We start from the raw sequence: 13428 nt of genomic DNA, 5'->3' as shown, positions 1-13428 counted from the left end.
CACCGACCGCGTCGCCGCCAACGACCACGCCACACCCCCCGGATCCACCGACGACCGCGCCGACACCCACTCCCGCAACCGGCCCGCCTGAGCCGTCAGCCCCTGCGCCGACCGACCCGACACCACCCACGCGGTGGACCCGTCGAGCTCCAGCAGGGCCGGTGCGACCGGTGCCGCCGCCACCTCCGCAGCCGGCTCGTCCAGGGCGTCCGCCTCGTCCGCGTCCCCGGCCGGCGTCTCCGCCGTCTCGGCGTCCCCGGTCGGGGCCTCCTCCAGGATGATGTGGACGTTGGTGCCGCTCATCCCGAAGGCCGACACACCGGCCCGGCGCACCCGCTCCCCGACCGGCCACGGGACCGGCTCGGCCAGCAGCTCCACCTCACCGGCCGACCAGTCGACCTCCGGCGTCGGCTCCGCCACATGGAGCGTCGCCGGCAGCCGCTCGTGCTGGAGCGCCAGCACCATCTTGATGATCCCGGCCATACCGGCGGCCTGCTGGGTGTGCCCGATGTTGGACTTCACCGACCCCAGCCACAGCGGCCGCTCCTCCGGCCGGTTCTGGCCGTAGGTGGCGAGCAGCGCCTGGGCCTCGATCGGGTCCCCGAGCGGGGTGCCCGTGCCGTGCGCCTCCACCACGTCGACGTCGGCCGTCGACAGCTTGGCGCTGGCCAGCGCCGCGCGGATCACCCGCTGCTGCGAAGGGCCGTTGGGAGCCGTCAGACCGTTGGACGCACCGTCCTGGTTGATCGCCGAACCGCGTACCACCGCGAGCACCCGGTGCCCGTTGCGGCGCGCGTCGGAGAGCTTCTCCACCACCACGACCCCGGCGCCCTCGGCGACGCCCATGCCGTCCGCCCCGGCCCCGAAGGTCTTGCAGCGCCCGTCGGGAGACAGTCCCAGCGAGCGGCTGAAGTCGGTGAACAGCACCGGGGTGGCCGCCACGAACGCGCCGCCGACCAGGGCCATCGAGCACTCGCCGGAGCGCAGCGCCTGCGCGGCCAGGTGCAGCGAGACCAGCGACGACGAGCACGCGGTGTCGATCGTCACCGCCGGGCCCTCCAGGCCCAGCGTGTAGGACACCCGGCCGGACAGGATGCTGGTGGCGTTGCCGGTCATCACGTGGCCGTCGAGCTCGCCCTGCTTGCCCGTGATCCAGCCGTAGCCGGAGGCGGAGGCGCCCGCGAACACGCCGGTCGCCGAACCGCGCAGCGACGCGGGGTCGATCCCGGCCCGCTCCAGGGCCTCCCAGGCCACTTCGAGCAGCAGCCGCTGCTGCGGGTCCATCGACAGCGCCTCGCGCGGGCTGATCCCGAAGAACCCGGCGTCGAACTGGGTGGCGTCGTAGACGAAGTTGCCCGCCTGCACCTCCGCGGCGCCGGATCCGGGGTCGTCGGCGTCGCCGAAGGCCCACCCCCGGTCCTGGGGCAGTCCGGCCACCGATTCCCGCTGGGCGTCCAGCAGTTCCCACAGGGCTTCGGGGTCGCGTACCCCGCCGGGGAAGCGGCAGCTCATGCCGACGATGGCGATGGGCTCACCACCGGCCGTTTCCAGTTCCTGCAAACGTTGCCGGGTCTCGTGCAGATTAGCGGTCACCCGCTTGAGGAAGTAGCGGAGCTTCTCTTCGCTCACTTACGTCACCTCGTCGAAGAAGTCGCGGCGTTGGCCGAGTCAGTGGATTCCGAGTTCTTTGCCGATGAAATCGAAGACTTCGTCGTCGGTTGACGATTCGAGCTTCTCCGCAACTCCGGTCTCGGCGGTCTGTGCCCGAGCCTCCTTCCACTTGGAAAGGACGACTTCGAGGCGGTTCGTGATCAGCGTGGATTCGTCGTCGCCGGCGAGTGCGGCGAGCATGCCCTCCAGCTTGTCCAGTTCGGCCAGCACGGGCTGGGCCGGACTGGTCTCCTCGGTCAGACCGGCCCGCAGGTGGTCGGCGAGCGCGGCCGAGGTGGGGTAGTCGAACAGCAGGGTGCTGGGCAGGCGCAGGCCGGTGGCCGCGCCCAGCCGGTCGCGCAGTTCGACGGCGGTCAGCGAGTCGGCTCCGAGGTCGTTGAAGGCCCGGTCGGCCTCGACGGACTCGATGCTCGGGTGTCCCAGGACGGCGGCGGCCTCGGTCCGGACCAGGTCGGTCAGCAACCGGTCCTGTTCCACCCGGGGCAGTTCCGCCAGTTGCTGTGCCAGCGCGTTCCCGGCCGGCGACTCGGCCGGACCGGTGTCGCCACCCTTCCCGGCCAGCACCTCGACGACCTCGGGCAGGCTCTCGATCAGCGGGCTGGGCCGGCGCAGCGTGAACGGCGGCGCGAAGCGCGCCCAGTCCACGTCCACGACGGTCATCATCGGGTCGCGGCCGTCGAGCACCTGGGCCAGCGCCCGGATCGCCTGGTCGGGGTCGATCAGGCGCAGACCGCGGCGGGTCATCTGGGCCGCGCCCTCCGCGTCGGTCATTCCGCCGCCGCCCCACGGGCCCCAGGCCACCGAGGTGGCGGCCAGGCCCCGGGCCAGCCGGTTCTCCGCCAGCGCGTCCAGGTAGGAGTTGGCGGCGGCGTAGCCGGCCTGGAGACCACTGCCCCAGGTGGCGGCGATGGAGGAGAACAGGACGAACGCGTCCAGCTCCAGACCGGCCGTCAGCCGGTCCAGGCTGGCGGCGCCCGCGGCCTTGGCGGCCAGGACCGTCGCCAGTTCCTCCACCGAGACGTCGTCCAGCGCGGTCGCCTGCGCCAGACCGGCGGCGTGCATGACCGCGGTCAGCGGCGGGCCGCCCGCACCGATCCTGGCGATCACCCCGGCCAGCGCGGCGTCCTCGGCCGCGTCGCAGGCGAAGACGTCGACCTGGGCACCGATCGTCGCCAACTCGGCGGCCAGCGCGGCCGTCCCCGCCGCTCCGGCGCCGGACCGGCTGGTCAGGACGAGCCGCTTGGCGCCCCGGCCGGCCAGCCAGCGCCCGACGTGGCCGCCGATCGCGCCGGTCCCGCCGGTGATCAGGACGGTGCCGCGCGGCACGAACTGCGCCGCGCCGTCGCGGGGTCGCGGGGCCCGGGTGAGCCGGCGGCCGAAGATCCCGGCCGGCCGGATCGCGACCTGGTCCTCGCCGCACTCGGCGAGCACCGCGCAGAGCCGCGCCGCGGCCTGCTCGTCGAACTCGGCCGGGAGGTCGATCAACCCGCCGCCGTGGTCCGGGTGTTCCAGGGTGGCGACCCGGCCGAGGCCCCAGCTCTGGGCCTGCACCGGGCTGGTCGGCGCCTCGTCCGGCGTGGCACCGACCGCACCGCGGGTGAGCGCCCACATCGGGGCGTGGACGCCCTGGAGGATGAGGGCCTGGATCAGGGTCTGGGTCCCGGCGAGGCCGTTCGCCAGCACCGGGTGACCGGGCAGCGGCGTCTCGTCCAGGGCCAGCAGGGACACGACGCCGGCGACTCCGGCCTCGGGCAGGGTCGCGGCGATCCGCTCGGCCATCCGCTGCTGGTCGGTGGTCTCCGTGGTCACCATGGTGACCACCTCCGCGCCCCGGGCGGCGAGCGCCCGCGCACAGTCCCGCGTCAGCTCCTCCTCGGCCTGGTCGGGCGTGACCACCAGCAGCCAGTGCCCGGCCAGCTCCGCCGGGGCGGGGTCGGCCACCGGCGCCCAGCCGACCCGGTACCGCCAGTTCGCGGTCACCGAGCGGTCCTGCGCCCGGCGGCGCCAGGACGCCAGGGCGGGCAGCACCTCGGCGAGCTGCCGCTGGTCCTCGATCGCCAGGGTGTCCGCGAGCCGGCCCAGGTCCCCGCCGTCGACGGCGGACCAGAACTGCGCCTCGGCGGCCGTGCCGGTACCGTCCCCGCCGGCGTTCGGCGGGGTCTGCACGCCCTTGGGCCAGTACCGCTGGTGGCGGAACGCGTAGGTGGGCAGCTCGACCGGCGTACCGGTCGGCAGCACCGAACTCCACTCCACCCCGGCGCCGTTGACGTACGCGCGGGCGAGCCCCGCCAGCAGGCTCGTGACGCTCTCGTCGGTCCGCCGCTGGAGCGGGACGAAGACCGCCCCCTCGCTCCCGCTACCGGCCACGATGTCCGGGCCCAGCGAGGAGAGCGACCCGTCCGGACCGACCTCGACGAACACCGAGACACCCTGGCGGGCCAGCGTCGCCACCGCGTCCGCGAAGCGCACCGCTCCCCGCGTCTGCGCCGGCCAGTAGCCCGCCTCGGGCTCGGTGACCAGCTCACCCGAAAGCGCGCCCGCCCACGTCAGGTTCGGCCGGTGGTACTCCAACCCGGACGCGACGGCGGTGAGTTCGTCGATCACCGGGTCCATCGCCGGGGAGTGGAAGGCGTGCGACACCCGCAGCCGCCGCACCCGGCGACCCCGCTCCCGCCACAGCTCCACCACGTGGTCCACCGCGTCGGCCTCACCCGAAACCACCACGGACTCCGGGCCGTTCACCGCCGCGATCACCACACCGGGCACCAGCTCCGCCAGCACCTCGGCCTCCGGCGCGTTCACCGCCGCCATCGCCCCGCCCGCCGGCAGCGCCTGCATCAACCGCGCCCGCGCCGCCACCAGCCGCACCGCGTCCGGCAGCGCCAGCACCCCGGCCACATACGCGGCCGCGACCTCACCCACCGAATGACCCACCACCGCGTCCGGCGTCACACCCGCGGCCTCCAGCACCGCCGCGACGCCCACCTCGAAGGCGAACAGCCCGGCCTGCGCGTACAGCGTCTGCTGCGCCAGCGCCTCGTCCACACCCTCGGCGCCCAGGACCACGTCCCGGACCGAGACACCCAACTCCAACTCCAGCAGCCCGCACACCCGGTCGAAGACCTCGGCGAAGACCGCGCTGCCCTCGTACAGCCCCCGGCCCATCCCGACCCACTGCGAACCCTGACCGGCGAAGACCAGACCCACCCGGGCACCCGGCCGCGCCACACCCGACACCACCGCGGCCGACGACGCCCCGGCGGCCAGGCTCCGCAGGCCACCCAGCAGTTCGGCCGGCCCGGCACCCAGCACGACCGCCCGGTGCTCGAACGCCGACCGCGTCGCCGCCAGCGACCACGCGACATCCGCCAGGTCCACCGACGGCCGCGCCGCCACCCAGTCGTGCAGCCGCTCCGCCTGGGCCGTGAGCCCCTCGGCCGTCCGGCCGGAGACGAGCCACGCACCGGCGCCCGACACCACCGGCGCCGCGTCGAGGTCCTCGGGTGCCTCCTCCGCCTCGACGGCCGCCGGCGCCTCCTCCACGATGACGTGCGCGTTGGTGCCGCTGATCCCGAAGGCCGACACACCGGCCCGGCGCGGGCGGTCCCCGGCGGGCCACGGCACCGGCTCGGCCAGCAGCCGCACCTCACCCGCCGACCAGTCCACGTGCGGCGAGGGCTCGTCCACGTGCAGCGTTCGCGGCAGCTCCTCGTGCTGGAGCGCCAGCACCATCTTGATCACCCCGGCCATACCGGCGGCCGCCTGGGTGTGCCCGATGTTGGACTTCACCGACCCCAGCCACAGCGGCTGCTCCCCGGCGCGTTCCTGGCCGTAGGTGGCCAGCAGCGCCTGCGCCTCGATCGGGTCACCCAGCGGGGTGCCCGTGCCGTGCGCCTCCACCACGTCCACGTCGGCGGCGGTCAGCCCGCCACTGGCCAGCGCCGCCCGGATCACCCGCTGCTGCGAGGGACCGTTCGGTGCCGTCAGACCGTTGGAGGCGCCGTCCTGGTTGATCGCCGAACCGCGCACCACCGCGAGCACCCGGTGCCCGTTGCGGCGGGCGTCGGAGAGCCGCTCCAGCACCACCATGCCGGCGCCCTCGCCCATGCCCATGCCGTCGGCCGCGGCCGAGAACGCCTTGGAGCGGCCGTCCGCCGCCAGTCCGCGCTGCCGGGCGAAGCCCACCATCTCCCACGGCGTCGCCATCACGGCGACCCCGCCGACCAGCGCCAGCGAGCACTCGCCCGACCGCACCGACCGGGCGGCCGTGTGCAGCGCCACCAGCGAGGACGAGCAGGCCGTGTCCACCGTGAGCGCCGGGCCCTCCAGGCCCAGGACGTAGGAGACCCGGCCGGAGATGATGCTGGTCGCGTTGCCGGTCACCAGGTGGCCCTCGACCTGCGCGGCGCCGTCCTGGCCGCCGAGCTGCATGCTGGCCAGCGCGTAGTTCGACGAGTAGCCGCCGATGAACACACCGGTGCGCGAGCCGCTTAGCGAGGCCGGGTCGAGTCCGGCGGACTCCAGGGCCTCCCAGGACAGTTCGAGCATCAGCCGCTGCTGCGGGTCCATCGCCAGCGCCTCGCGCGGGCTGATCCCGAAGAAGCCCGCGTCGAACCGGCTCGCCTGGTGCAGGAAGCCGCCCTCCCGCGCGTAGCTGGTCCCGGCGTGCGACGGATCGGGGTCGAAGAGCGCCTCCGCGTCCCAGCCGCGGTCCTGCGGGAGGCCGGAGATGCCCTCGCCGCCGACCGCCAGCAGGTCCCAGAGCTGCTCCGGGGTGTCGAGCCCGCCGGGGAACCGGCAGCTCATCGCCACGATGGCGACCGGCTCGTCGTCGGAGACGGCGGCCGTCGGCACGGCCAGCGCCGACGCGTGCCCGGCCAGGGCACCGAGCAGCTCCGTCCGCAGGTGCTCGGCGAGCACCGTCGGGGTGGGGTAGTCGAACATCAGCGTCGTCGGCAACCGCAGCCCGGTCGCGGTGGCGATCCGGTTGCGCAGCTCGACCGAGGTCAGCGAGTCGAAGCCCAGCTCGCTGAAGGCGCGCCCGGCCTCGACGTCGTCGGAGCTCGCGTGCCCGAGCACGGCGGCCGCCTCGTCGCGGATCGTGTCCACCAGGATCCGGTCCTGCTCGGCCCGCGACAGGCCGCTCAGGCTCCGGGCCAGCTCGCCCTCGGCCTGCGGTCCGCCGGCGCTCTCGGTGCGCTGCGCCGCCTTCAGCCGCTGGGCGTCCGGCAGGGCGCGCAGGAACGGCACGTCCAGGATCTGGGCCTGGCCGGGCGCGGCCGCGAAGGCGGGCCAGTCCAGGTCCATGACGGTCAGCACGGTGTCCGGGCCGGCCAGCACGCCGCCCAGGGCCTTGACCGCGAGCTCGGGGTCCATCAGGACCTCCCAGCGGTTGCGGCGCAGCCGCTGCCGGGCCGCCTCGCTGCCGCCGGACACGCCCTCGCCGGCCCAGGGGCCCCAGGCCACCGAGCGGGCGGGCAGGCCGCGGGAGCGCCGGTGCTCCGCCAGCGCGTCCAGGAAGGCGTTGGCGGCCGAGTAGTTGGCCTGGCCCGCGCCGCCGAAGGTGGCGGCGGCCGAGGAGAACAGCACGAACGCGTCGAGGTCGAGGTCCGCGGTGAGCTCGTCGAGGTGGACGGCGCCGGCGGCCTTGGGCGCGAGGGCACTGGCCAGCCGGTCGTTGTCGAGGCCGTCGAGGACGCCGTCGTCGAGCACACCGGCGGTGTGCAGGACGGCGGTCAGCGGCGGGCCGCCCGCGGCGATCCGGTCGATCACCCCGGCGAGGTCGGCGCGCTCCGCGCTGTCGCAGCAGCTGATCTCGACGTCCGTCCCGGCGGCCGCCAGACCCGCGGCCAGGGCCACGGCGCCCCGGGCGGCGGCTCCGGAGCGGCTGGCCAGCACGATCCGCTCGGCGCGGCCGGCCAGCCAGCGGGCCACGTGCCCGCCGACCGCTCCGGTCCCGCCGGTGATCAGCACGGTGCCGCGCGGCGTCCAGTCCGGGCCGGGCGCGGGCTGCGGGGCCCGGGTCAGGCGGCGGCCGAGGATCCCGGCGGGGCGGATCGCCACCTCGTCCTCACCGCAGCCGGCGAGGACGGTGCACAGGCGGCTCGCCGCCCGGTCGTCGAGCACGGCGGGCAGGTCGATCAGACCGCCCCAGCGGTCCGGCTGTTCCAGGAAGACGACCCGGCCGAGGCCCCAGACCTGCGCCTGCACGGGGTTGGTCAGCGGGTCGCCCGGGCCGGTGGCGACCGCCCCGGAGGTGAGCGTCCACAGCGGGGCGGTGATCGCGGCGTCGGCCAGTGCCTGCAGCAGGGCCAGGCCGGCTGCCAGGCCGGCCGGCACCACGGGCCGCTCCGCGAGCGGTGTCTCGTCCAGGCCGAGCAGCGACACCACGCCGGTCACGCGCGGCGCGGCCTCGACGGCGGGGTCGCGCAGTGCCCGGGCGAGGTCGGCGGCCAGCGGCTCGCGCCGTGCCGTCCCGGTCTCGACCTCGACGACCTCGACCCGGGCACCCCGCGCGGCCAGCGCGCGGACGCACGCCTCGACGAGGTCCGCGGTGCGGCCGGTGCGGTGCGCCGGGACGGCCACCAGCCAGGTGCCGGCCGGCTTGGCCGGGGCCGGGTCGGTGACGGGGGCCCAGGCGACCCGGTAGCGCCAGGCGCCGGTGACGTCCCGGTCCCGTTCGCGGCGCCGCCAGGACGCCAGCGACGGGAGCACCTCGCCGAAGGAGCGCTGTCCGTCCACGGCGAGCGTGTCGGCGAGCTGCTGGAGGTCGCCACCCTCGACGGCGGCCCAGAACCGGGCCTCGGCCTCCGACGACGTGCCGTCCCCGCCGACCGCGACCGGCGCGGCCGCGCGGGAGCCGGTGAGCCAGTACCGCTGGTGCTGGAAGGCGTAGGTGGGCAGGTCGGTGCGCCGCCCGGCGGGCAGGACCCGGCGCCAGTCGACGGGCGTGCCGCCGACGTGCACCTGCGCGAACGCCGCGAGCAGTCGGCGCGGGCCGCTGTTCTCGCGGTCCAGCGTCCCGGTGATCACCGGGACGCCGGCCGTGCCCAGGTCCTCGATCGTGTCGGCGATCCCGGTGGTCAGCACCGGCTGCGGGGAGACCTCGACGAAGGTCCGGTTCGCGGCCGCGGCCAGCTCCCGGACCGCCTCGTCGAAGCGCACCGTGCGGCGGACGTTGGCGAACCAGTAGCCGGCGTCCAGCTCCGGGCCGTTCATCCAGCGGCACTCGACCGTGGAGAACAGCGGGACCCGCCCGGCCCCCGGCCGGATCCCCGCCAGCCGCTCGGTCAGCACGCCTTCCAGTTCCTCGACCCCGGCCGAGTGCGCCACGAAGTCGGTCACCGGGATCGGCCAGCGCATCACCCGCCGGGCCGCCAGCTCGGCGCCGAACTCCGCCAGTGCCTCGGTCTCGCCGGAGACCACGGTGGCGGCGGGCCCGTTCACCGCGGCGACCGCCAGCCGGTCGCCCCACGGGGCCAGTACCTCGCGCACGGCCGCGACGGGCATGACGACCGACAGCATCCCGCCGCCGGTGCCGAGCCCGGACAGCGCCCGGCTGCGGACCGTCACGACCTCGGCCGCGTCCTCGAGCGTCAGGATCCCGGCCACCGTCGCGGCCGCGATCTCGCCCTGCGAGTGGCCGACCACCGCACCCGGGGTGACGCCCGCGGCCTCCCAGACGGCGGCCAGCGACACCATCACCGCCCACAGGGCCGGCTGGACGACATCGGCGCGGTCCAGCGCGGGCGCGCCGTCCGCACCGGCCAGCACCTCGGTCAACGACCAGTCGACGTGCGGGGCCAGGGCCCGCTCGCACTCGGCGAGCCGGGCCGCGAACACCGGCGAGACCGCCAGCAGCTCCCGGCCCATGCCCTCCCACTGGGCGCCCTGCCCGGGGAAGACGAAGACCGCCTCGCTCGCCTCGGTGGCCGCGGTCGTGCCGGTGACCACCCCGGGGGCGCGCTCCCCGGCGGCCACCGCGGCCAGGCCCTCGGCCAGCTCGGCGCGGTCGCTGCCGGTCACCACGGCCCGGTACTCGTACACCGAGCGGGTCGCCGCCAGCGACCAGGCCACGTCCGCCGGGTCGAGCCCGGGCCGGGCCGCCAGGTACTCGCCCAGCCGGGCCGCCTGCCTGCGCAGACCGTCCGCCGTCCGCCCGGACACCACCCAGGCGCCGGCGCCGGGGGCGTCGAAGAGGGCCGGGGCCGGGTCGTCCCCGGCGGGCGCCTCGACGGCCGCCGGCTCGGGGGCCTCCTCCAGGATCAGGTGGGCGTTGGTGCCGCTGACCCCGAAGGAGGACACCCCGGCCCGGCGCGGCCGTCCGTCCGTCTCCCACGGCCGCGACTCCGTGAGCAGCCGGACGTCCCCGGCCGACCAGTCCACGTACGGCGAGGGCTCGTCCGCGTGCAGCGTGGCCGGCAGGTTCCTGTGCTGCAGCGCCAGCACCATCTTGATCAGACCGCTGACACCGGCCGCGCCCTGGGTGTGACCGATGTTGGACTTCACCGACCCCAGCCACATCGGCCGGCCCTCCGGCCGGTCCTGGCCGTAGGTGGCGATCACCGCCTGGGCCTCGATCGGGTCGCCGAGCACCGTGCCGGACCCGTGCGCCTCGACCACGTCCACGTCGGCGGTGGTCAGCCCGGCGTCGGCCAGGGCCGCCCGGATCACCCGCTGCTGCGAGGGGCCGTTCGGCGCGGTCAGACCGTTCGACGCGCCGTCCTGGTTCACCGCGGAGCCGCGCACCACGGCCAGCACCGGGTGCCCGTTGCGGCGGGCGTCGGAGAGGCGCTCCAGCACCACCATGCCCGCGCCCTCGGCGATGCCCATGCCGTCCGCCCCGGCCGAGAACGACTTCGACCGGCCGTCGGGGGACAGCCCCCGCTGCTTGCTCACCCAGACGAAGAGGTCCGGCGTGGAGGCGATGAACGCGCCACCGGCGAGCGCCAGCGAGCACTCGCCCGAACGCAGCGCCTGACTGGCCAGGTTGACCGCGACCAGGGCCGACGAGCAGGCCGTGTCGACGGTGACCGCGGGGCCCTCCAGGCCGAAGGTGTAGGCCACCCGGCCGGAGAGCACGCTGGTCGTGGTGCCCGTCAGCAGGTGCGCCTCCAGGCCCTCCGAGGCGTCCGGCCCGACCAGGCCGTACCCCGCGTAGCTCGCACCGGCGAACACGCCGGTGCGGCTGCCGCGCAGCGCCGCCTGGGAGATGCCGGCCCGCTCCAGGGCCTCCCAGGAGGTCTCCAGCAGGAGCCGCTGCTGCGGGTCCATGGCCAGCGCCTCGCGGGGGCTGATGCCGAAGAAGCCGGCGTCGAACTCGGCCGCGTTGTAGACGAATCCGCCCTGACGCACGTACGCCGTGCCGGGGTTCTCCGGATCCGGGTCGTAGAGGCCGTCCAGGTCCCAGCCGCGGTCCTGCGGGAAGGCACCGATCGCGTCCGTGCCCGAGTCGAGGATCTCCCAGAGCTCCTCCGGGCTCCGCACCCCGCCGGGGAAGCGGCAGCCCATGCCGACGATGACCACCGGGTCGTCGTCCACCGCCGCCCGGCCGGTGACGGCGACCGCACCGGCGTGCGCGGTCCGGTCGCCCAGCAGCTCGGTCCGCAGGTAGCCGGCCAGCACCACCGGGCTCGGGTAGTCGAAGAGCAGCGTGGCGGGCAGCTTGAGGCCGGTGGCGGCGCCCAGCCGGTTGCGGAGCTCGACGGCGGTCAGCGAGTCGAAGCCCAGCTCGCTGAAGGCCCGGCCGCTGCCGATGGCCTCCGGCGAGGAGTACTCCAGCACCGCGGCGGCCTCGGCCCGGACCAGGGTGACCAGCGTGCGGTCCTGCTCGGCGGCCGGCAGGTCGGCCAGTTGCCGGCGCAGGGGCGTGCCGGCCTCCCGGTCGACGGCCGGGTCGGGCCCGTCGCCGGCCAGCGCCCCGGCGACCTCGGGCAGGTGCTCGATCAGCGGGCTGCGCCGGCGCAGCGTGAACGGCGGGGCGAACCGCGCCCAGTCCACGTCGACGACCGTCGTCAGTGCCTCGCCGCCGTCCAGGATCCGGGACAGCGCGCGGGTGGCCGGGTCGGGGCCCAGCAGCCGCAGACCGCGCCGCTCCAGCTGGGCCGCGTCGTCCCCGGAGCCCATCGCGCCGACGCTCCACGGGCCCCAGGCCACCGAGGTGGCGGCCAGGCCCCGGGCCAGCCGGCGCTCCGCCAGGGCGTCCAGGGAGGCGTTGGCGGCGGAGAAGCCGGGCTGCTGGCCACCGCCCCAGACGGCGGCGACCGAGGAGAACAGGACGAAGGCGTCGAGGTCCAGGTCGGCGGTCAGCTCGTCCAGCCACCGCGCGGCCTCCGCCTTGACCGCGAGCACGGCGGCGAGGTCCGCGAGGCCGAGGTTCTCGACCGGCTGGTTGTCGATGGCCTCCGCGAGGTGCAGGACGGAGGACAGCGCGGGGCCGGTCCTGGCGATCCGGTCGAGCAGGCCGGCCAGCTCGGACCGGTCGGCCGCGTCGCAGGCCAGCACGTCCACCCGGGCGCCCCGGGCGGCCAGTTCGGCCGCCAGCGCGGCGACACCGGGAGCGGCGGGACCCGCGGCGCTGCTCAGCACCAGCCGGGACGCACCGCGGTCGGCCAGCCAGCGGGCGACGTGCCCACCGATGGCGTCGGTGCCGCCGGTGACCAGGGCGGCGCCACCCGGCGTCCAGTCCCGGCCCGCCTTGGGCTGCGGCGCGCGGGTCAGGCGACGGCCCAGCACACCGGTCTGCCGGATGGCGACCTGGTCCTCGCCGCAGCCGGCCAGCACGGCGGCCAGCTGGGTGCCCGCCCGGTCGTCCAGCACCTCGGGCAGGTCGATCAGCCCGCCCCAGCGGTCGGGGTGTTCAAGTGCGACGACCCGGCCGAGGCCCCAGACCTGGGCCTGCGCCGGACCGGCCGGCACCTCGCCCGGCGTGGCCGCGACGGCGCCGCGGGTGGCGACCCAGAGCGGCGCGGCCACCCCGGCGTCGCCGAGGGCCTGGACGAGCGCGAGCGTCGTGCCGAGGCCGGTGGACACCGCCGGGTGGGCCGGCAGGGGGGTCTCGTCGGTCGCCAGCAGTGACAGCACGCCGGCCAGCTCCCCGCCGTCCGGCAGCGCCTCGGCGAGCAGTGCGGCGAGGTCCGCCCGGTCGACCGTCCCGGCCGGGACGTCGAGGGGCACCGCCTCGGCGCCGCGGGCGGTCAGGGCCGCCGTGCACTGCCGGGCCAAGGCCTCGTCGGCGGTGCCGCTCGGGGTGACGACCAGCCAGCGACCGGCGGGCGCAGCGGCGGACTGCTCCGTCGCCGGGGACCAGGTCACCCGGTAGCGCCAGGCCTCCGTGACCGAGCGGTCCTGCTCGCGGCGGCGCCAGGACGCCAGTGCGGGCAGCACCTCGGCGAGGCGCTGCTGGTCCTCGATCGCCAGGGTGTCCGCGAGCCGGGCCAGGTCGCCGCCCTCGACGGCGGCCCAGAACTCCGCTTCCGCCGCCGTGCCGGAGCCGTCCCCGCCGACGGTGACGGTCCGGGCCGGGGCCTGGAGCCAGTACCGCTGGCGCTGGAAGGCGTAGGTCGGCAGCTCCAGCGCCTCGGCGGCGGGCAGCACGACCTTCCAGTCCACCGCGAGACCGCCGACGTAGGCCTGCGCGAGCGAGGTGAGCAGGCGTGTGGCCCCCGCGTTGTCGCGCTCCAGCGTGCCCACCGTCAGGACGTCGGCGACACCGGCGTCCTCGGCCGTCTCCGCCACCGCCGCCGTCAGCACCGGATG

General features: G+C 76.1%; 2 protein-coding genes. Both read right to left on the bottom strand.

The features are described from left to right. A partial coding sequence (locus tag ACZ34W_RS37815) for a type I polyketide synthase (protein WP_465610924.1) occupies positions 1–1629 on the bottom strand: 1629 nt, incomplete at its 3' end. A gap of 39 nt (positions 1630–1668) precedes the next feature. Continuing rightward, on the bottom strand, positions 1669–13407 hold the full coding sequence (locus ACZ34W_RS37810; RefSeq protein ID WP_465610922.1) for a type I polyketide synthase: 11739 nt from the start codon (positions 13405–13407) through the stop codon (positions 1669–1671). Positions 13408–13428 lie beyond the last annotated feature (21 nt).

The organism is Kitasatospora sp. NPDC022856, assembly GCF_055561235.1.
Note: the sequence above shows the minus strand (reverse complement) of the source record. Positions and strands in the feature narration are given on the sequence as shown.